This window comes from Leptolyngbya boryana PCC 6306, from assembly GCF_000353285.1.
Taxonomy (GTDB): Bacteria; Cyanobacteriota; Cyanobacteriia; order Leptolyngbyales; family Leptolyngbyaceae; genus Leptolyngbya; species Leptolyngbya boryana.
In genome coordinates, this window is record NZ_KB731326.1 from 349,118 (window position 1) to 370,736 (window position 21,619).

Consider the following 21,619-nt stretch of genomic DNA (forward strand, 5'->3'; position numbering starts at 1 on the left):
AGAGGCATTCTTGCTCTTATTATGACTCAGAAAATTTCAGGAGATAAACCTAATTCCGAGTAACTTATGCTACCTAGTTTAGTGGTATTCTACTCTATTCAATCATCCAAACGAAGACGGCGTAACAGCATTGCATTAATCGAAACAACAACGGTCGAAACACTCATGAAGATTGCGCCGACTGCTGGCGATAATAGAATGCCAAACGGAGCCGCAATCCCTGCCGCTAAGGGAATGCCGATCACATTATATCCGGTCGCCCAAAACAAGTTCTGAGTCATTTTGTTATAGGTCGCTTTTGCAAGCTTCAGCGCGTAAGTTGCATCAAGCGGATCGCTTTTCACTAAGACTAGATCAGCCGACTCGATCGCGACATTGGTTCCGGCTCCGATCGCAAGTCCCAAATCTGCTTCAAACAAAGCAGGGGCATCATTGATCCCATCACCAACAAACGCTGTGGGCTTCTCAGCTTTTAATCGTCGAATCAGCGCAGCTTTGTCTTGCGGTAGCACACGAGCATAGTAGCGATCGATATTTAATTCCGCTGCAACCGTTTTTGCAACTGCTTCCGCATCTCCGGTGATCATCACCGTCTCAACTTCCATCTCATGCAAGCGTTGTATCGCCTGTTTTGCTCGTTCTCGCACCTGATCTGCTAACCCAAATAGTGCAAGAACTTGTTGATCATTCAGGAGGACGATCGCGCTTTCACCACGAGATTCGCTCTCTTGCAGTGCTTTTTGTAGTGTTGAAGGAAATCGCAGTTTTAACTCCTCAACCCATTCTGGTCTTCCAACCCGATAACGCTGACCGTTCACAATGCCTTCAACTCCCTGACCGGGTACTGCTTTAAAATCATTCGTTTTAGCAAGCTGCATCTTGCGGTTGTTTGCTTCTTGCACGATCGATTGTCCGAGCGGATGTTCTGACAAGGATTCTAAAGAGGCAGCAATTAACAAAGCTTGTAGCTCATCAATGCCATCAGCATAGACTCTTTGTACTCCAAACCGCCCTTCTGTCAAGGTTCCCGTCTTATCGAAAGCGATCCTCTGAATGCCTCGCGCTCGTTCAAACGCTTCTCGGTTTCGCACTAAAATACCGTTCTTAGCAGACATCGCTGTTGCGTTGACGATCACCAAAGGAATTGCTAATCCCAAGGCATGAGGACAGGCAATGACTAACACTGTCACTGCTCGATTAATCGCAAATGTTAATCCTCCTGTTCCGATCGATAACCAAAGAACGAATGTTAGCGTTGCAACTGCGATCGCAATCAAAGTCAGCCAGTAAGCAAGCTGGTCGGCGAGTGTTTGATATCGACTTTTAGATGCCTGTGCTTCCTCAACTAAGCGCATAATCTGGCTCAGCGTTGTTTTATCTCCGGTGCGAGTGACTGTAATCGTCAAAGCTCCTTCTCCATTGACGGCTCCAGCGACAACCTCATCATTCGCTTTTTTAACGACTGGGCGCGATTCTCCGGTTAAAAACGCTTCGTTGACGCTAGAGTTTCCGTCTATAACTTCACCATCGATCGGCACTTGTTCACCGGGACGAATCAGAATTTGATCTCCCTCAGTTAGTGAGCTAACGGGTACATCTTGTATACGTCCGTCTACCTGTTTGTGAGCGACAGACGGAACTAGATTTGCGAGATGCTCTAGAGCGCGGCTGGCTCCTTGAACAGAAGCCATTTCAATCCAGTGACCGAGTAGCATGATGTCAACTAAGGTTGCGAGTTCCCAGTAGAAAGAATCTCCGGGCAATCCAAGAGATACTGCCACACTGTAAACATACGCGACGGTGATGGCTAGAGCGATCAGCGTCATCATGCCAATTTTGCTGCGGAGTTCATACCAAGCTCCACGCAGAAAAACCCAGCCACCGTAAAAATAGATAATTGTCGAAAGAACGGGCGTAACCCAATTTACACCTGGAAACTGAAGCGCTTGATAGTTAAACCAATCCTGAAACATTGGCGCAAAATAGAGAACAGGCAACGTTAGCACCAGGCAAATGAAGAAGCGGCGCTTAAAGATTTCTGGGCTATGTCCAGCGTGTTTATCGTGCGCTCCGTGTTGATCATGGCTAGGATGCTTACCGTGACCTCCCTGGTCGCCCTGTGGGTCGGGATCAGGCAGGTTTCTTTCTAATTGCTTTTCGTGTTCAAAGTGCCCAACATACCCTGGATCGGGTTGGTTTGGTTCCTGATGACGATGATCGTGGTTCACAGATGATCCTCCTGGTTTGCGTGATGCTTTGATGAGCGAAACTGGAGTGCAATGTTAGAGACTTGCTAAGCTGCTACGACGCAGAATGCTCACGAAGTTGGGCGTAGTGTTAGCAGTATGGGAGCTTATAATAGGGTAAGCGATCGCAATCCTGAATCAACCTTTCTGAATACTTTTATTCAAGTTTTTCGATTCTACTAACTGCTAACGCCATTGGTTTTACGTTCACTCATTTCGCTCAAAGTAAATGCGATGAATGCCTTTGAAGAGAGCTGCGTCATCGATTCTGTTCAATCCCTTACTGATACAATTTTTTAATGCTGATCCAGAGTTTTTGCGGTCAGGAGTTGCAGATATGAAAATTTCTGAACAAGACTACATTGCATTATTTCAGGATGTAGAGCAAAATCAGACAACTGATACTCAAAGTGGTTATTCTGAAACTGTGTTTCGGTATCCAGCAGTATTGGCTGAAGGGCAAGAAATTGACATTGAACTCCGTCAAGGATTCTTACTTCAGATTGCTAATTATCAATTTCATCGACCTGTTAGCCTTGCGTTATCTGAGTGCGAGCATCCCTTAGAGTTTGGCTTTCAGCTTGCTGGGAGTGGGCAAACTCAATATAAATCGTTTCATCCAGGTGAAACGATCATCTGTGGGTGCGGTATGGCTCCGAGTTTGCTATGTGAACCTGCGCCCGATGAACAACAGCAAGAAGTTGTGGTGCATATTGAGCCAGAAGTTTTCAAGGCATTCGTTGGAATTCATTCTGATGAAATTCCAAGCTCAATGCAGCACTTGTTTAGAAGATACGATCAAAAATACTTTACTCGCGCTGGGATCATCACATCACAAATGCAAACGGCATTGCAACAGATTTTGCAATGTCCGTTTGAAGGCTTAATTAAGCGGATGTATTTAGAAAGCAAAGTCCTGGAACTGATGGCGCTGCAATTGCAACAGGGAGTTGAAGCAGAGTCATTTCCTAAACCCATCAATGGATTAGAACGAGAGATTCGCGATCGCGTTCAGCAAGCGAAAGAAATCCTAGAGAAGCAGCTTGATCATCCCCCTTCAGAACTGATGCTCGCAGAACTGGTTGGATTGAGTCATTACCAATTAAAACAAGGATTTCGTAAAGCGTTTGGCGTAACGCCCTTTCAATATCTGCATCAATATCGGATGGAACAGGCAAGGTTGTTGCTCAGTGATGGCAAAAAGCGGGTGTCGGAGGTCGCGATTGCGGTGGGCTATTCGCATTTTGGGCAGTTTGCGGCGACGTTCAAGCGACGGTTTGGGATTACACCGAGCGAGTGTTTGAAAGGAAAAAAGCCGTAAATTGAATCGTGATTCGCCGTTTTGGGATAGTCTACCTTCATTTTTAGATAGTTTTTGGTGTCAAAACTACTTAAACTCTTCACACAGATGTTGAGATTAATTCTCAGCAAGACGTTCTACAAGAGATGTGTGGGGAGAGAATGGATCGATTTTTTGGAGTTCTAGTCGTTACGTCTAGTTTGCTGATTGCGATTCCTGGATGGGCAGAAGAGCGCGATCGAACGGAACCGATTCGAGGAATTCGAGAAATCCCGCGAGCAGCAACTTCGGTCAAAGAATGGTTAGGGCAAGTTCCTGATACAACTTCCCCGATTGCACCGATTCAAATTACAAGTGTTCGACTAAATCGAACCACTTCTGGAACCGAAGTAATTTTAGAGACTGCAACAGGTGCAACCCTGCAAGCAGAAACTCAGGAAGATGGGAAAACGCTCGTTGCTGCCATTGAGAATGCAGTGTTGGCACTCCCAAACGCCAACTCATTTGCGAGTAAAGACCCGATCGCGGGGATTACCAGCATCACGGTCACTCAGCAGCCTGAAAATCGAGTCGAAATCAGAGTGACAGGCGATCGAGAAGTTCCGACTATTAGCGTCAAACCTAGCTCCAATGGAGCCGTGCTAGCCGTAACCGCCTCGGATTCAGGAGATGAAGAAGAAATTACCGTGACGGGTCGATCGAGTCCTTACCGGGTTCCGAGCGCCTCAACTGCAACGCGAACCGATACTCCTCTGCGCGACATTCCTCAATCGATTCAGGTGGTTCCACAACAGGTTTTAGAAGACCAGAAAACGGTGCGACTAAACGATGCACTGCGGAATGTGAGTGGCGTATTTACGGGGAATCTCTTTGGTGGAACGCAGGAAAACTTTAACATTCGTGGGTTTAATGATGCGACAACGCTGACCGATGGAATCAGAGACAGCTATGCAGGAAGTGGGCTAACGTTGCGGGACTTTGCCAATATTGAGCAACTTGAAGTTTTGAAGGGTCCAGCTTCAGTTCTCTACGGCAATGTTGAGCCGGGAGGCGTGATCAATATTGTGACGAAGCAACCGTTGTCAACGCCTTTCTACAGTGCAGATCTATTAATCGGCAGCTACAGTTTTTACCGTCCTAGCTTTGATTTTTCTGGTCCGCTAACCCCAGATAAAGCGGTGCGCTATCGCTTGAATGCTGCCTATGAAAATGCAGGTAGCTTTCGTGATTTCGTCAATAGTGAGCATGTTTTCGTCGCTCCGGTTCTGAGTTGGAAGATTGGCGATCGTACCGATCTATCAATCAATTCTAGCTACCTCTACGATCGTCGCACCTTCGATCGTGGCATTCCTGCCTTTGGAGCAGGCGTTGCAGATATTCCAATTAACCGTTTTTTGGGCGAACGGGGCGACTTTCGAGATGTGAACCAGTTCAGAATTGGCTATCAGTTACAGCATCGGTTTAACGACAACCTCAGAATTCGGAATGCCTTTAGATTTTTAGACACCTACGAAGTTGTGAAAAGTGCAACTGCGATCGGGCTAGATGAAACAACCGGAGAACTATCACGGGCTTATTTCGACAATGCCAACCGATTTAAAGTCTTTTTGATGCAAACCGATCTAGTCAGTAACTTCAAAACTGGCTCGATCAATCATCAGCTATTGTTAGGATTTGATTTGCAGCGCGACACATTGGAAGGATTATTTGCCACACCGCCCGATGCCTTTGATGCTACGTTTGTCGATCGCTTCACGCCCAACATCAACATTTTCAACCCAATTTACAACACACGTCCTCGTCCGTCCCGCTCAGAGCTAGAGTTGCGACGAGACGATGCGACGACAACCGATGGACTCGGAATTTTTCTGCAAGATCAGATTGCTTTAACCGATAATCTCAAACTGCTAGTAGGTGGACGATTTGACACAATTTCTCAACGATTGCGAGACAAATTAACAAATAGTGAAACAAGGCAAGCAGACCAAGCCTTTAGTCCTCGAATTGGGCTTGTCTATCAACCGATTCGACCGATATCGCTTTACGCAAGCTACAGTCGATCGTTTGCACCCAACAGCGGTGTTCAAGCAGATGGCTCACTCCTCGAATCCACACGCGGAACGCAATATGAAGTTGGTGTTCGAGCCGAACTCAATCAGCAATTTACCGCAACGCTTGCAGCTTACCAAATCACTAAAACAAATGTAGCAACCACTGATCCAAACGATCAAGCCTTCAGTCTTGCGATCGGAGAACAGCGCAGTCGAGGAATTGAGTTAGATGTTGCAGGCACGCTGATCCCTGGCTGGAACGTGATTGCATCTTATAGCTATACCAATGCCGAAATTACAAGAAGCAATGATCTACCCGTTGGCAACACGATCAACAATGTTCCACGCCACAAAGCCAGTTTATGGACAACCTATGAACTCCAAAGTAGTGGATTGAAGGGACTAGGATTCGGACTCGGCTTGTTTTATGTTGGCGATCGAGCAGGTGATTTAGACAACAGCTTTGAATTGCCCAGCTACCTCCGCACAGATGCTGCAATCTTCTATCGACAAAGAAACTGGCGGGCTGGAATTAACTTCCAGAATTTATTCAATACTCGCTATTTTGAAACCAGTGAAATTGGCAGAACCACTGTTACTCCTGGTGCACCGCTTACGGTTGTCGGTTCGTTCTCGCTCACTTTTTGATTCTAGAAGATCATCAATATGCAGCCTATACGTCTCCGCAAATTAGTGTTTACTCTGCATCGCTATGTTGGGCTTGCCGTTGGATTGATTCTAGTTGTAATTGGGCTAACGGGCAGCTTGCTCGTCTTTGAACCTGAACTCGATCGCGCTTTGATTCATGCTCAGTTTGGCAACATTGTGCCGCAGTCGCAGCAGGTTTCGATTCCATCGGTCGTAGATAAAATCAAATCTGCTAAACCCGATTGGGCGGTTCGTGGCATCGACACCCCCATCACACCTGATGACGCAATGCGAGTCACAATCGAGTCCCCCAACAAACCCGATCTAGAAGTGCTAGTCAATCCTTACACTGGACAGATTATCGGAGAGCGAATTCGCGATCGCACGCTGACCGGGTTTCTTTTGATGTTTCACTATACTTTAGCGGCAGGAGATGCAGGAATCGCGATCGCGGGCATTGCTGCATTGTTGTTGTTTATTCTGAGCCTGACTGGAATCTGCTTGTGGTCGGGTTGGCGCAAACTGATTTCAGGCTTCAAGATTAAATGGAATGGGCATATCAAGCGCGTCAACTTTGATATTCACAAAGTTATCGGAATAGTTGCGGCAATCTTTTTAGCTTTGACTGGAATTACAGGCTTTGGATGGAACTTCTATCCTCAAGTCGATCCACTCATTTATGCCGCTACTTTTACCCCTCAACCAATCGAGGCAACATCTAAATTCATCCCCAATACCCCGACCGTAACGCTAACGCAGGTTCTACAGCGTGCAGATGCTGCACTCCCCGGAACTAAAACTACCTACGTCAACTTACCCGCTACTTCCGATGGTGTGTTTCAAATCAACAAACAATTTCCAGAGGAGCGCGACTTATTTCGTAGCCGAGTGTACATCGATCGCTATACAGGCGAAGTAGTACAAGTGAGAGATTCGCGCCATCTTCGCCTCGGCGATCAGGTTGTAGACGCTTTCACACCTCTCCATTTCGGCACTTTTGGTGGGCTACCCACTCGGATTATTTATGTTTTTGTTGGCTTAGCTCCCACTATTCTATTAGCCACAGGTTTCGTTATGTGGAGATGTCGTAAGCCTCGGTACAAAACAAAAGCTTGCAAGTGAGAGAAGGAAAGAGTTTCATAAAAATGCTTGGTGTACGATAAAACTCGATGTCTGAAATTATCTATCGCTTAAAATTTAGTGGCACACAAACGAATTGCTAATGTAATGATCGAACCTAGTCGTGATCTCTATTTCCTGGCTCCTCATCCCTCAAACTCAAAGCATCCATTGCTGGTTTTTTTACCTGGAATGGATGAAACAGGCAAAGAGTTGCTTTCTCTTGAAACCAAAAGTTTGGCAGCGGGCTTCGATGTTCGTTGTCTTGTGATTCCACCTGAAAATTTTATGCCCTGGGAGGAACTGACAGAAAGCACGATCGCATTGATTCAAGCAGAGTTAGAAACAGTATCGCGACAGTCCGTTTATCTATGTGGTGAATCATTAGGAGGCTGTCTTGCCTTGAAATTGATCGAACGCGCTCCGCATTTAGTGAAACGCTTGATTCTGGTTAACTGTGCTTCTTCGTTTCATCGGGTTGCTTGGCTGAAGCAAAGTCCACGCCTGATGGCTTGGACACCACCACTGCTTTACAGGTTGTCTCCGATCGTCATCCTATGGTTAACCTCCGCGCTCATCCGCATTCCACTGGCAAGGCTGCGAATCCTTTGGAAAGCTGCCCAAGTTGCACCGAAAAAAACGGCTGAGTATCGACTATCACAGTTAATTGAGTTTCGGATTGATCAAACTCTCCTCGATCGCTTCACCCAGCCTGTTTTACTGATTGCGAGTCAGGCGGATCGACTGCTGCCATCAGTTAGACTGTGTGAAAACTCTAGAAAAAGTACAAATGAGCTACCTTGGAACAGTGTTTTCGACGAGTCAACCCGATGCCTCATATTCAAGGGCAAAATCGGCACAGCGAAGTGCAATTTCCGCCGACTTTAGATGAATACATCGATGCTGAAAATCCCGTGCGCTTTCTCGATGCGTTCGTGGATCAACTGGACTTAGCCGCCTTAGGGTTTGAACGAGCCACAGCAGCGGTGGAAGGGAGACCCGGTTATCATCCTGGCGATCTGCTCAAGCTCTACCTGTATGGCTACCTCAATCGCATCCGCTCGAGTCGAGGCTTGGAGCGAGAAACGCATCGGAACGTGGAATTGATGTGGCTGCTGAAGCAATTGCGCCCCGACCACAAAACGATTGCAGATTTCCGCAAAGTTCACAGCGATGCCCTGCGCGGAGTGTGCCGGGAGTTTACGAAGCTATGCAAAGAATTGGAATTGTTCGGGGGTGAGTTGGTTGCCATCGATGGCAGCAAGTTTGTGGCAGTCAACAGTCGAGACCGCAACTTTGGTATGGCAAAACTTCAAGCCATTCTCAAGGGCGTAGATGAAGAGATTGAGCGCTACTTGAAAGATCTGGAGCAACAGGATGCCGAAATGGCAGCCGTACAGCCTGAAAAAACGGAGCGACTCCACCACAAACTCGAGCGACTCAGAAAACGCAAAGCGACGCACGAAGCGATTCAAGCCGAGATGATTGCACAAGGAGAGACCCAAATCTCGCTCACCGACTCGGACAGCCGTTACATGGTCGGAGGAACGGGTACAGTGGTCGGGTATAACGTGCAGACCGTCGTGGATGCAAAGCACAAGCTGATTGTGGCGCATGAGGTAACGAATGATGTGACGGATCAATTGTGGCTTGCAGCTATGGCATTGCAAGCTCAGGAAGCGATGGAGGTTGAGGAAATCGAAGCCGTCGCAGATCGGGGCTACTATGATGCTCAGAATGTGAAGCAATGCGTCGATGCTGGGATGACTCCCTATGTTGCCAAGCCTCCGACCTCGAAGAATGGTCCGCTCGGACGCTTTACCAAAGAAGCCTTTACCTATCATGCTCAAGCAGACGAGTATGAGTGTCCCGCAGGCGAACGATTGACCTTTCGGTATGAGTCGGTCGAAAAAGGGCGACTGAAGCGACACTACAAGCGGTCGGCTTCAGTATGCCGAGCCTGCGAACTGAGAGAACACTGCACAGCGAACCCAGCAGGACGCAAGATTTCGCGTTGGATAGATGAGCATTTACTGGAGGAGATGCGGGAGCGATTGAAAGCGAATCCGCAAATCATGCGACAGCGACGGGAGATGAGTGAACATCCGTTTGGAACGCTGAAACGAGGAATGAATCAGGGCTACTTCTTGTGTCGTGGGCTAACCAAGGTTAGGGGCGAGATGAGTTTATCGATTTTGAGCTACAACTTGAAACGAGTGTTCAACATTTTAGGAGTTGAAGCGATGCTTGCCGGGTTAGCAAGAAAAAAGAACGGTAAATGAGTAGGATTCGTAATGGGAGATCCCTGATCTCAGACCGCTAGGAATAATTGTTGATGGGGAAATGTCATCGAGTCTCACCAAGAAAAGAAAAATTCCGATTGGCGCAGCTTTCTGAGTTTTCACACAGTCTGATCAGTTGCAGAAGCTCAACGTCTAAACAAAATTTTTCCTGCTGCTCAAGTGGTTGTCTTGCCGCGCAGTGGACATACCTGCTTGGTTGAGCCAAAGGTTAATTTGTACCAGATTCTACAAGCCGAACGCTTTACGACTTAGGCAATGAGACAAAGCTAGGTAAAAATTTTACTCGTGCTCCTCTGTTTAAGCTCAGACAGTTGACGCTTGACGAACCAAATCACGATCGGCGGCAGCACTTCCACTGAAGTAGCGGCAACAGCCCAGTTCCCAGAAATGGAAGTGTTGGCATTGAAGTACCATATTTCCATCTGTTGAGCGCTCCGGTTGCCAAAGCTTCAAAGATAATTGCAATCACAATGCCGACTAGGATAAAGCTGCTAATTTGCCAGCGATTCGGTTGATGGAACACGAGATTTTGAAATTCCCACGACTGTCCAAAAAGCCGCGATCGAAATGCCGACATCGTCAACGGTCGCAAGCGTACAGTTTCTAATGATATCTAAGTGGGAGAACTCAGCCGGAATTCGATAAGATAGAGGATGGAATTAGGTAATATGAAGGCTCTCATTTGAATGAAAAAGCCTGAAAATAGTTAATCTCAGAAATTTCAGGCTTTTTACTCTGTTATTAGTCGTACTCAGCGTTCAGTGCGACTAAATTAGCTGCTTCCGCTTGAGTAGAAGGCAAGAGACTTCGATCAGCATTGCGACCACCATTGCGATCGCAGCTGCCATTGCTCCACCCATGCCCGACTGCACTGCAACTGTTGCAACTGCTAACAATGCTCCTGTTCCGATCCAAGTCACGAGGTTCAGCGTCCCAGTGCGCCCTTCTCCCACCAGAAAACCTTGTGTGGCATTTTGCAATGCAACGAGGAGTGGAATTCCAGAACAAAACAGTAATACAGGCTTGATGCGATCCACGAGCGCGCGATCGCTGCCAATAAAGCTTTGAATCATTTGATCACCGATGGCTGTTGTACTCATCAACAGCAACACGCCCGAACAGACTCCACCCACAGTCAGCGCAAAGGTCAAGAGACGACGATCACTCACTTTTCCCCGATGTTTAATGATCATTTGCTGTACCATTCGAGTTGAATTCGCAATCACCAACACCAATCCCCAAGCGGCAGACCAGGCTGCGATCGCGAGAGTCGAATCCTGAGCACGGGCGATGATACTAATTAACAAAGCCCGCCCACCCCAAACCACAAGCATCGAATTCGCCAGTGGATAGTAGAATTTCCAAACTTGCGGCAAAGTCGCTGGTAACGCAATAGGTCTTGTTACAGGTTCATTGTTTGGTGGTCGCAGCACACCACGCCGCTTTGCCGCAACGGTCACTGAAATCGCTTCGACAATCACGCCCAGCATTAACGCTGACCCTGCTAATACTGCTCCAGGCAATTTCAGCATGAATCCAGTAACCAAGATTAAGCCGACTGCTCCCAGACGCAGTAAGCTTGCCTGTGCTACTGCTTGAGTGTGTCCTGCGTGGATGAGCAAACCTTGGAAATAGCGTCGCCACGCGATCGCGAAAGCCCATCCCCCCATGAGTAATAAAACTTGGCGAACTAATGGAGAGAGTTCACTGGGTACTCCTAAGAGGCGATCGCCTACTGCCTCAAATACGATCGGCACTCCCAGCAGGGTTAACAACACGCTCAATCCGCCGCCAGACACCAAAACAAATTGCCACAATGCCCTGCGAGAGGCTTGAGTCGGCGCTAAGACGTTGGAGGCATGGAGGATCATGATGATGGGACTTTCAAAAAACACCGCTAGGGCTTTTGCAATTCCCACAGCCGCTAGATTATTCCGAGCATCCGGCAAGTGAGCCAGCGTGGTTGTAATCAGCGGATCGCCACATGCCATAGTCACATCACTGAGCGAAAGCGGCAAAAACTCCCGCCAGAGTTGAGCCATCGTGATTTCAGAATGACTTGAAGCCTGTGAACTGGCAGGATTCAAAAATTTGCTAAACCGTAACCGAGACTTCATGCAACCTCGCTCCGGCGCACAACTGTTAAAGGAATCGACTGGAGGGACTGAATGGTTTGAGTGAGTTCAGTTCCCTGTAAGAGTGTAATGCTTTGTTGCATTAACCAATCTGTGTTGTACATCGTTTCTAAGTAGCGATCGCCTCGATCCGGATTGAGCAGTAGCATCCGTTGTGGAGTCGCAAACTGTTGAGCATCGGCTAATGCTGCTGCAACAATGGCTCCGGTTGAAGCACCGAGTAATAAGCCCTCTTGCCGAGCTAAGGTATGACACACTGAAAAAGCAATTTGATCGGTGATGCAGTAAGCCGCATCAAGCATCTGTGGGTCAAAGTTCGGTGGGATGAAGGATAGCCCCAACCCCGTCATTTTGTAAGGATGACGGGGTGTACCAAAGATTGCTGATCCAGCAACATCTACCCCAATCACGCGCGTTTTAGGATAGCGCTGCTTAAAGAATCGTCCGATGCCGCTGAGTTGTCCGGCTGTGCTGATACCAATGACGATCGCATCCGGCGCACCCTGGAATGCAGCTTCAATTTCTCGTGCGGTGAAGCAGGCATGAGCATTTGGGTTAGTCGGGTTTTGATGCTGGCAGGGATACCAAGCACCCGGAATCTCAGAAGCCAGTGCTTGCGCCTTTTGCATTCGTGCGACTTGCATCGATCCTTGAGCATCGGCTGCACTTAACGGAACCTCGACTAATTCTGCTCCATAAGCTTGCAGCATTCGCCGAATTGTGGGTGACGTTTTGGTATCAATCACAATCATGACGCGATAGCCACGAGCAGCGCCAACGATCGCGAGTCCAATCCCAAAATTGCCCGAACTCGATTCAACGATCGTCCCGCCAGGATGCAGCAGTCCTTGCTGTTCTGCGTCACGAATTAAGTAAGCTGCATTTTTCTCTTTGATGCTGCCGCCAGGATTACAAGACTCCAGTTTGAGATAGAAATCATGCTGCTGGCACAAAGAATGCATCCGATTCAAACGAACAATGGGAACCATACCGAGGGCATCTGTCACATCTGGAAAGAGAGGAGATGGAACAAGAAAAGAACGGTTAGGTGGCAAGGTCTTTGAGGGTTGAGAAGTAAAGAGATGTGTCTGAGTCATCAGCATTTCGTAACGTTGTAACGTTTCCTTTTGCTATCTTGACAAACGAAAATGAAATGGTGATGAAAAAGTTAGAGCAATTAACCCTGAAGATATTTCCCTTTCTTTGGTAACTTAGTACAATACTTCGGACAGTTTTCGAGGCGCTCGACAAAAAAACTATTCGTCCGTTAAGATGCTAGTGCAGAAAAGCGAAAAGAAATCCTCAGTTTTGTGAGTTGTTTTTGACGTTTTGGTAGTGTGAAAAGGTCAGTCTCAATTGATCTACCATGCTAACCCAAAAGCCAGTGTGATTGTTCTAAGTACGATGCAACAGCAAGTGTTAGTACAAATCGTGCGACAAACGACAAATCCCTATCGGTTAGTGCGCCGAGCGCAACTGGTTCTCTCGGCAGCGCGGGGCTGAACGAACAGTGAGAGCACTCAGCTATTGAACTTAGATCGTGGCAAGTGCGCCACTGGCGACAGCGCTGGCTTGAGCACCAAGCTCAGATAAGTAAAACCGAAGTCTTCAGAGGACGCAGAACCAGCCCTGCGAGCCGTCATTCTTGTGATGTTTCAGGACGAAGCCCGACCTGGAACCCCTGCTCAATTTAATCTGGAGCAGGTGGTGCAAATTGTGGCTTTAGCATGTGAAGACCCGCAATAGGTCAAAGCAGTCTGCCAGTTGTATGAACACGCTTCAGGATTCGCGGCACACGGCAATCATCTGGTGAGTACTGATGAGATGACTGGGATTCAAGCCTTGGAGCGCTCAGTCCCCACTCAACCGATGCGTCAAGCGAAAACTGAAACTCCGAGAGTTTGATTACACTCAACATGGAACCCTGAGTTTGATTACAAATTGGCAGAATGCTCAGGGCGGCATTAGACAAGTTTCAATCGGAGCAACTCGCAATGAATTCGACTTTGCCAACCATCTTGCCAACACGATTGAGATAAACCCAGAAGCCAGTTGGATTTTTGTCCTGGATCAACTCAACACCCATCAATCCGCTTCATTAGTCCGACTGGTGGCAGCCTGTTGCCAGTTAGACCTGGATTTGGGCATCAAGGGCAAGTCTGGCATTCTGCACTCGATGGCTTCGCAATCTGCTTTCTTGAGCGATTCAACTTATCGCATTCGCTTGGTCTATGTGCCTAAACATATCTCTTGGCTGAATCAAATTGAATGTTGGTTTAGCATCTTAGTCAGACGGCTCATTCGACGTGGCAACTTTACCTCAACCGAGGATCTCAAGCATCAGATTCAAGCCTTCATTCGTTACTTCAATTGCACGATGGCAAAGCCGTTCAACTGGAAGTTTCGGGGCTTTGCGCCTCAGCCACATTAAGTTGCTGCCTTATTTTTGCCAGACTACACCAGTTTTAAACCACGCCCTAGCTTCAGTGACTATGTTTAGGCTCAGAGAGTTGACGCTTGATAAACCAGACTACAAGCGGCGGCAGCAGCACCCACTGAAATAGCGGCAGCAGTCCAGTTCCGAGGAATGGAAGTGTTGGCATCGAAGTACCATATTTCCATCTGTTAAGCACTCCGGTCGCTAGAGCTTCAAAGATAATTGTGATCACAACGCCAACTAGAATGAAGCTGCTAATTTGCCAGCGCCTTGATCGATGAACCCACTGGCGCGATTTTGAGATTCCTGCCACTGTCCAAAAAGCCACGATCGAAATGCCGACATCGCCAACGGTCGCAAGCGTACATCCGTTGATCATATCTAAATGAGAGAACTCAGCCGGAATCTGATAAAACGGCATTTGTTGAATCTCCCAAACAAAATTCAGCAGAAATGAGAAGATACCAACATTCCACTCTGGTAAGTTGAACCAACGATTTAGCATACGACAATTAATGGCAATCTAGCATTTTGACCGTCGTTGAGAACTTGCCTCTGATCCTGTGTTTTCACAAACGATACTAGCCTAATCGTGTCCACGTTTTAGCACCATCCTGGGATTGAAACACTACGTTATTTTCATTAACAGCATAAATGATTTGGGAATTACTAGGCGCGATCGCCACCTGCAATATTAGTCCTTCAGTGCCCGCTCCTAATTTCTCCCAGGTTTTGCCATTATCGTTACTTCGGTACAAACCCGGATCGGATTGAACTACACGATAGCCGATCATCACGGTGTTGTTTGAATTTAACAGCGCTAACCCTGCGATCGGCGCATTTTGAGTACTAGCGATCGCGCTCCAAGTCTCACCGCGATCGCGACTTTCATACAAACCTGCGCGAGTAGTTGCAAACACATGGTCAGCGTTACGCGGATCAACGTGTAAACCAAAAGGAGCCGCTTCTAGCCCTTTCATCTGGGTCTGTACCCAAGTTTTGCCACCATCGGTTGAGTGGTGTATTCCTTCGGCACCAGAAGCGGGAAATCCATAAAAGACATTGGGGTTACTGGGAGCAATGGCTAAAGCATGAAAGTCTACGCCGGGCAGAGCAATTTGTTGCCAATCTTCCCCTTGATTGTCACTGAGTTGAAATCCTAAATTGCCTCCGGTTGGAGGATGCCCACTGGAGTAAAAACGGTTCTCGTTGGTTGGGTCAGCCGTAAAGCCCATGTAGTCTGCCCGTTGCTTGCCCATCCAGAACCATTGCCCTGCTTCGGAGCGCTGCAACAATCCATTATGTGTAGCAACATAGAGAATTTTGGGATTCTTCGGATTCACTGCTAAACCATGAACATGATTGTCCGCTTGCCAATTCTCTGCGGGTTGCAGGGACACACCTGATTTTGTCGTACTCGGTTGAGATTGAGGCGGATTTTGTGCTGAATTCGTGGAGATTGGAGAAGTCGATTGCTGAGTAGAACGACCGAGGAGTACGCCCAACCCGCCACCGAGAGACAGCGCGATCGCAATCGGAATCGCGCAACAAGCAATCATTGCGATCGTCATCCACTTCATGGAGCGTTCCGGGGATTTTGGCTGGCTCATTGTCTTAACTTCTCCTAACCTTACTTTCAACTAAAACTGCTGTTCCTGATGATGAATTCTCGCCTGCATCATCGAGCCGCAATGACCTTTGACAAAGGGCACATAGCCCGCCGACAGCGTCCCAAAACCCAGCACAACACCGAGACCAATCAACCCCGCTTTCAGCCCTTGCTGCCACTGACAAGTTTGAGTCTGTTTCGCTTGAATCTGCTGCACTGCCTGTTGAATAAACTCTGGCTGAATGTTTGCTTCTGCGCCAATTTGGGTTAGCTCTGACAAAGAATACTGCTGCTGCCGCTGCGCCTGTAGCCGAGCCGCCAACGCAAACACTTCTGGAAACTGGTCTGGAGAAATTTGGGGTTCTAAGTCTTTCATTGTAGGACTCCAGTTGAAATTAGCTTCCCTTTACGTTAACGATTTTTCAGTGTCTCTGCTCATGCTAAAGCTTCAAGTTAACTTTAGAGTCAAGAACTTTGTTGCACTTTGTAATATCCCTGACAATACTGGGCTTGATGGCGGAATGAGCGACCTGCAAAAAACATACAAGTACTCTCAGCAACTCTATCCTGTCGCAATGCTAACGCGGTTTGATAAAGCCTGTAAAAATTCGTTCCATCTTCTGGATGCTCCTTTTCATCACAATTTCACAATCGCCTGTCAGGATGTTAATAGGACTCAAACGAGAAGTAGCAAAGTGACGAGCACTACCTAAGCACTGCTACTTCAGACACGATTATTTAGGAGAATGGTGATGAAGACATTAGTTTTTGGATCTGCATTTATGCTGACGATCGCTTCGATTGGTTCTGCTGCTTATGCGAAAGAACCTGTTCCAGCAAATGGGACAACAGGAGAATCAGCAACGCGGCGCTTGGAAGTGATTCAGCAGCACAACCGAGGCGGAGAGCAACCTGCGCCACAACCCCCTACCTCTAACAATTCGCAGGGTTTGATCGAACAGCGATCGACCTCAGAATTCACTCGCTCAACCTGTCTGTTGAAACCTGTTACTGCTGGTGCAATGGCGCAAAGAGCATTTGCAGAGCAACAAATTTGTGAGGGAGGAATGCGGTAGTCGATCGTTCAACGAACTATAGGTAGCATAAAGTAACGCTTCAGCTTAGCAAGTGTTTCATTGGCGATGTCACAAGCATCGCTTTTTTGTCTTTTTTCTATAAAACTACTGATTTTTTTAGTATTAATTATCTTTTCATCATGTTTTCATTTTCACTTGCCAAACTGTAAACAGATGAATCACTTACCAACGATTCTAAAGGCTTTAAACTAGGAGAACACTCATGAAAAAACTGATGTATGCTGGCGCTCTGGTATTAGCGTCTGTTGCATTTGCCCCCACTGCTCAAGCCGCAGGAATTGCCGGAAACACCAGAGTTCCCCACGTCGTTAGCGCGGCAGGAAGCATGAACAATGCAAGATTTCAGCCTAAAAGCTATGCTCTCAAACTTCACGTTATGGGTCGAGCATTGTCGGCGCTAACAATCGATGCACCTGAACAGTTGCGCCTTAGTCAGCAAATCACTGTGAAAGACCAAGCAGGCAAACCATTAGATGTAACTCTCACGATGAATGGGCAGAAAGCGACGATCGCGTTTGCTCAACCTGTTGAACCCGATACGACAATTCAAATCAACATGAGCAATGTTCATGCCCTGACTGATTCCCGAATTTGGCTATTTGGGCTAGAGAGTAGACTTGTCGGACTCAATGCAGATATTCCACTCGGCGTGATTCGGATTGATGACTTTGGCACCCGACTTTAGCAACTGATTCTCAAAGGTAGACATCACTGAAGTCCTTTCATACTGGCTTCACTTTCGGCTGATATTTTTAGCTTTAGTGGCACTGATTACTTCAGGGAACAGAATCACGTTAGTAACACACCATAGACAATGTGCCTGAAGTCACCCCTAGATGCAGGGGCTTCAGGCTTTTCTTTCAAATCAGCATCGTCATATTTCATCCTCGTTTCATTTTCGAGTGCCATTCTAGAAAATAGAAACAGTTAAGTTTCTACGATCGCTTGGAGAGCACAAATGCAACGACTCACCTTGACCGCAGCAGTCACAGTACTGCTTACCGCCACCATTTCCTCTGCACTCGCGCAGATGCCAATCTCAAAAGAAAAGACCGTGATTCACAGCGTTGCGTATCCAAATCGCGTCAAAGTCACTCGTGCAATTTATCATATCGGTGTTCAAGTCGGAGCCATTCCATTATCTGAGATTCGTGTCAAGGTTCCTGAGAATGCACCTGCACAAATTCGATTTGGTCAAGCAACAGTCACTGATACAACTGGAAAAACGCTGAATGCGAATACCTCATTGAGTGAGAAAGAGGTTGCGATCGCATTTGCACCATCCATCGCCGCTGGAGAAACGATCGAAATTGATCTAAACAACGTTAGAACTTCTGATTTAATCGGACGTACTTGGCTATTTCCAATCTATGGTAAAACGATTGGGTCTGCTCAAGAAATTCCTCTCGGAACAGCACGAATTCAAACTTACCAATAATCAAGGCGATGCGGATTTTGCTTGTCGAAGATGAACCCGATTTAGGCAGGGCGATCGAGAAAACGCTCACTCGCAATCGCTACATCGTCGATTGGACACAAGACGGTAGAGAGGCTTGGAGCTATCTAACACAGCCCCAAATGCAGTATACAGTAGCAGTGATTGACTGGATGCTACCGGGACTGTCTGGAATCGAGCTATGTAAACGGCTCCGCGCTCAAGGCAGTTCGCTTCCTGTGTTGATGTTAACGGCACGAGATAGTTTGAACGATCGCGTCACCGGACTCGATGCGGGAGCCGATGACTATCTGGTCAAACCCTTCGGTATGGTTGAACTGCTTGCCCGATTACGAGCATTACAACGTCGATCGCCCCAGATTCAACCGCAAAATCTGCAAGTCGGTTCGCTGATGCTCGATTATGGTTCATCAACCTTAGTACTACAGTCACAAGAAACTGCAACGAGAGTGATTTTGACTGCGAAGGAATTTCAGTTGCTGGAATATCTGATGAAACACGCGAATCAGATTGTCAGCACCGAGCAGATTCGTAATCATCTATGGACAGTGAACTCAGAATCTTCCAGTAACGTGGTCGCAGCCCAAATGCGATTACTGCGACGTAAGCTGGCAGATCAAGGCGTGAATGGTGCGATCGAGACCGTCTATGGACTCGGCTACCGTTTGAATGCTGAGAGCAATTAACGACCTAGACGGGAAATCCGGTGATGTTCTAGACCGATAAAGGCAACAGATTTTGTCGATCTTGTCAAAATACGGTTGCATACTGCCTTGATCTGTGTATCCGCTCAATTCTAATGACTAATCAGGAGGAAGCAGCAATGTTGACACACGAAGCTCGAATGAGAGCATATAAACTGCTAGAACAAGGTTCAAGCTCATGGCTAGACAGTTTTTTGCGTAAGATTGACATATTTTACTGTGTCTTTAAATTAACAGGACTACGTGGATTGCTGTTGTACAAGCCTCTGCCTGCACCAATACTAACCTTACTTAAGCGACTTGGATTAAATCTCAAAGACAAGTTCGCAAAATTGCACCTGAGAGGCTACTCTGCTCCCGTTTTTCTGAGATACGGATCAACTGATCATCAAGTGTTTCACCAGATTTTCCTCCTAGAGGAATATGCTTGTTTAACAGAGATTGATCCACCCGCTTTGATTTTTGATTGTGGCGCGAATGTCGGCTATTCATCACTTTATTTGCTTAATCAGTATCCAAACGCTCGTATTGTCGCAGTCGAACCAGATTCAGAAAATTTTCGACTCTGTAAGAAGAATCTTGCACCTTACAAGGGATCAGTCTCGCTAATTCAATCGGGGGTCTGGTCTCATGCGACGGGTCTAAAAGTTTGTCCCAGTCCAGAAGGCGAATGGGCTGTGCAGGTCGAGGAGTGTCAAGCTGATCAATTGCCAGATTTATATGCGGTCAGCATTGAAGATCTTTTACATCAATCTGGAGCGAGTCAAATTGATCTGCTTAAAGTAGACATCGAAGGATCAGAGGCAGTTGTGTTCTCAACGAACACAGAGGGCTGGCTACCAACTGTCAAGAATATTGTAATTGAGTTGCATGGCGAGGCGTGTGAAGCTGAATTTTTCAGAGCGATGGAAAACTATCGTTATTTACAATCTACATTCGGAGAGTTAACGGTCTGCAGATCCATCACCTCACGAATGAAGTAGAATTTGGAACGTTGAATCGAAAAAAGCTAGGCGTAGATTCAACCCAGTCAAAAGACTGATTCAATAGTTTAACCCAAGCAGTTCAAGAGCTTGCGACCAGAACATAGTTTGGACAGTAGACAGGCTCAAGCACTGTACAAACAAGAGTAGCGAACAATCACTTTTGTTCTTGCATGAAATACACAGGTCTAGAACATGCCTTTTTGCTGTCCCCGGAACCCTTTGCAATAGAACTTATTGACTCCACTATTTTGTTTAATGTCTCACTAAGGTTGAGAACTTACACACTGTCGTAAGACTACCAGCGCTTGACGTTCTAGTTGTCGAACACGCTCTTTGCTCAACTGCAAACGCAGACCAACTTGAGACAAAGAGAGTGCTTGACCATCCTCTAATCCGAATCGTAAGCTTAGAATTTTACGCTGTTGTAGAGGTAGTTGCTTTAACAGATCAATGACTTCCTCACACAGCGCTATTTCAGTCACGTAGTCATCGGGTGAGATTCTCTCGTCAGGCAATAGTTCTTGTCGCTCGACCTCCTTTGCTTCTCCGACTCCAATTACCTGATTGAGCGAGGCAGGTTGACGGGCAAATGCCAGATATTCTCGAATTTGAGCGGAAGATAAACCCACAACCTGAGCAATTTCAAGCAGAGTTGCTGTTCGTCCCAGTTGCTGACCTAATTCGTGTTGTGCCTTCTTAATTTTGTTGAGTTTTTCAGTTACATGACTGGGTAAGCGAATCGTTCGTGACTGAGATGCGATCGCCCGTGTAATTCCCTGACGAATCCACCAGTACGCATAAGTAGAAAACTTATAGCCTCGACTCGGATCGAACTTAATTACGCCGCGCTCTAGACCGAGCGTTCCTTCTTGAATCAAGTCAAGCAAATCCATGTGACGCTTCTGGTAGCGTTTTGCAACAGCAACCACTAATCGAAGATTCGCCTCAATCATTTTTCGCTTGGCAGATTCACCTTCGATCAGAATCTGGTCTAACTGTTGGCTGCTAGAAAGTTGAGCAGCACGTATCCATTCCTCCATAGTAGGATTTCGGTGAAGACGCTGTATGAAATCTTCTCGAACTTGCTGAAGCTTGACAAGCAGTTGCACTTGTTTCCCATATTCCACTTCCTGTGTAGGTGTCAGCAGGGGAACACGACCAATTTCTTGTAGATAAAGGTCAATTGAATTCAGAGCCATCTTACTCATAAAAACTTCACTCGAACTAGCCGTCTAAATCAGCAATGCAATTAACTTTCAGTCCATATTCTGATAGATCGAGATGAAACGAGGATGAAAAACCCGATCGTGCTTTAGAAGAGAACCATTCACTTTGAGTGCCAATTTTGTTTTCTCTATTTCATCCAAGATCAAGAACAGTAAATTAGGCGCAAGCTCTTTTTCCTCCTATATTTCATCTTATTTTCATTTTGATCTTCTAAGCTAAGACTTAGTGGGGTAGCTCAGAAACAGACTACTTCGTTACGATCGCATCTCAAAGCTTTTAAATTTAGCTGTGTTGCAGTCTA

The 21,619-nt window shown here is 46.8% G+C and carries 20 protein-coding genes; 12 read left to right on the plus strand and 8 right to left on the minus strand.

The genetic code is table 11. The features are described 5' to 3' along the window. Positions 1-98: 98 nt before the first annotated feature. Positions 99-2,228, minus strand: a complete 2,130-nt coding sequence (locus LEPBO_RS0134930) for a heavy metal translocating P-type ATPase (RefSeq protein ID WP_017292240.1) — start codon at positions 2,226-2,228, stop codon at positions 99-101. A 355-nt stretch (positions 2,229-2,583) separates the two neighbouring features. Here LEPBO_RS0134930 and LEPBO_RS0134935 point away from each other — a divergent pair, with 355 nt between their 5' ends. The 5 genes from LEPBO_RS0134935 to LEPBO_RS0134955 all read left to right on the plus strand — a co-directional run bounded on the left by LEPBO_RS0134935 (position 2,584) and on the right by LEPBO_RS0134955 (position 9,646). Beyond that, positions 2,584-3,567 carry a helix-turn-helix transcriptional regulator gene (locus tag LEPBO_RS0134935; RefSeq protein WP_071596277.1) on the plus strand — a complete coding sequence of 328 codons (984 nt, stop codon included), beginning with the start codon at positions 2,584-2,586 and terminating at the stop codon, positions 3,565-3,567. 140 nt (positions 3,568-3,707) lie between these two features. Beyond that, positions 3,708-6,245, plus strand: coding sequence for a TonB-dependent receptor (locus tag LEPBO_RS0134940; protein ID WP_017292242.1), 2,538 nt, complete (start codon positions 3,708-3,710; stop codon positions 6,243-6,245). Positions 6,246-6,263: 18 nt separating this feature from the next. Then, the gene (locus LEPBO_RS0134945) at positions 6,264-7,367 is read left to right on the plus strand and encodes a PepSY-associated TM helix domain-containing protein (RefSeq protein WP_026149154.1); all 1,104 of its coding nucleotides are present in this window, start codon (positions 6,264-6,266) and stop codon (positions 7,365-7,367) included. Between the two features lie 105 nt (positions 7,368-7,472). Continuing rightward, positions 7,473-8,252, plus strand: a complete 780-nt coding sequence (locus tag LEPBO_RS39520; RefSeq protein WP_017292244.1) for an alpha/beta fold hydrolase — start codon at positions 7,473-7,475, stop codon at positions 8,250-8,252. Continuing rightward, entirely contained in the window at positions 8,195-9,646 is a 1,452-nt protein-coding gene (locus LEPBO_RS0134955) for an IS1182 family transposase (protein WP_017292245.1), read from the plus strand. The genes LEPBO_RS39520 and LEPBO_RS0134955 overlap by 58 nt, the downstream gene beginning before the upstream one ends. Before the next feature lie 352 nt (positions 9,647-9,998). Here LEPBO_RS0134955 and LEPBO_RS39525 read toward each other — a convergent pair whose 3' ends face one another. The 3 genes from LEPBO_RS39525 to LEPBO_RS0134970 form a co-directional block, all read right to left on the minus strand. Further along, positions 9,999-10,244, minus strand: a complete 246-nt coding sequence (locus LEPBO_RS39525; protein WP_051077917.1) for a hypothetical protein — start codon at positions 10,242-10,244, stop codon at positions 9,999-10,001. A gap of 190 nt (positions 10,245-10,434) precedes the next feature. Further along, entirely contained in the window at positions 10,435-11,784 is a 1,350-nt protein-coding gene (locus LEPBO_RS0134965; RefSeq protein ID WP_017292246.1) for a hypothetical protein, read from the minus strand. Next, positions 11,781-12,899 (minus strand): cysteine synthase family protein, encoded by a 1,119-nt coding sequence (locus LEPBO_RS0134970; protein ID WP_144056479.1) that lies wholly within the window; start codon positions 12,897-12,899, stop codon positions 11,781-11,783. The genes LEPBO_RS0134965 and LEPBO_RS0134970 overlap by 4 nt, the downstream gene beginning before the upstream one ends. Positions 12,900-13,449: 550 nt before the next feature. Here LEPBO_RS0134970 and LEPBO_RS43810 point away from each other — a divergent pair. Then, positions 13,450-13,548, plus strand: coding sequence for a helix-turn-helix domain-containing protein (locus tag LEPBO_RS43810; RefSeq protein ID WP_199326377.1), 99 nt, complete (start codon positions 13,450-13,452; stop codon positions 13,546-13,548). 184 nt (positions 13,549-13,732) lie between these two features. Continuing rightward, positions 13,733-14,233 (plus strand): transposase, encoded by a 501-nt coding sequence (locus LEPBO_RS0134990; protein ID WP_017292250.1) that lies wholly within the window; start codon positions 13,733-13,735, stop codon positions 14,231-14,233. Between the two features lie 52 nt (positions 14,234-14,285). Here the strand turns inward: LEPBO_RS0134990 and LEPBO_RS0134995 are convergent, their stop codons facing one another. The 3 genes from LEPBO_RS0134995 to LEPBO_RS0135005 form a co-directional block, all read right to left on the minus strand. After that, positions 14,286-14,744, minus strand: a complete 459-nt coding sequence (locus LEPBO_RS0134995; protein ID WP_017292251.1) for a hypothetical protein — start codon at positions 14,742-14,744, stop codon at positions 14,286-14,288. 76 nt (positions 14,745-14,820) lie between these two features. Continuing rightward, a complete protein-coding gene (locus LEPBO_RS0135000; protein WP_026149155.1) occupies positions 14,821-15,849 on the minus strand; it encodes a F510_1955 family glycosylhydrolase in 1,029 nt (342 codons plus the stop codon). 30 nt (positions 15,850-15,879) lie between these two features. Then, positions 15,880-16,224 (minus strand): hypothetical protein, encoded by a 345-nt coding sequence (locus LEPBO_RS0135005; protein WP_017292253.1) that lies wholly within the window; start codon positions 16,222-16,224, stop codon positions 15,880-15,882. Positions 16,225-16,600: 376 nt separating this feature from the next. Here LEPBO_RS0135005 and LEPBO_RS0135015 point away from each other — a divergent pair, with 376 nt between their 5' ends. The 5 genes from LEPBO_RS0135015 (at position 16,601) to LEPBO_RS39540 (ending at position 20,088) form a co-directional block, all read left to right on the plus strand. After that, positions 16,601-16,924, plus strand: coding sequence for a hypothetical protein (locus LEPBO_RS0135015; RefSeq protein ID WP_036047179.1), 324 nt, complete (start codon positions 16,601-16,603; stop codon positions 16,922-16,924). A gap of 223 nt (positions 16,925-17,147) precedes the next feature. Next, a complete protein-coding gene (locus LEPBO_RS0135020) occupies positions 17,148-17,630 on the plus strand; it encodes a DUF2808 domain-containing protein (RefSeq protein WP_017292256.1) in 483 nt (160 codons plus the stop codon). A gap of 273 nt (positions 17,631-17,903) precedes the next feature. Then, a complete protein-coding gene (locus LEPBO_RS40680) occupies positions 17,904-18,383 on the plus strand; it encodes a DUF2808 domain-containing protein (protein ID WP_017292258.1) in 480 nt (159 codons plus the stop codon). Positions 18,384-18,391: 8 nt separating this feature from the next. Continuing rightward, positions 18,392-19,087 (plus strand): two-component system response regulator RppA, encoded by a 696-nt coding sequence (rppA, locus tag LEPBO_RS0135035; RefSeq protein ID WP_017292259.1) that lies wholly within the window; start codon positions 18,392-18,394, stop codon positions 19,085-19,087. 137 nt (positions 19,088-19,224) lie between these two features. After that, positions 19,225-20,088 (plus strand): FkbM family methyltransferase, encoded by an 864-nt coding sequence (locus LEPBO_RS39540; protein ID WP_190711076.1) that lies wholly within the window; start codon positions 19,225-19,227, stop codon positions 20,086-20,088. A 266-nt stretch (positions 20,089-20,354) separates the two neighbouring features. On the opposite strand, the gene LEPBO_RS0135045 is transcribed toward LEPBO_RS39540, so the two are convergent. After that, positions 20,355-21,290, minus strand: a complete 936-nt coding sequence (locus tag LEPBO_RS0135045) for an RNA polymerase sigma factor, RpoD/SigA family (RefSeq protein ID WP_017292261.1) — start codon at positions 21,288-21,290, stop codon at positions 20,355-20,357. Positions 21,291-21,619 lie beyond the last annotated feature (329 nt).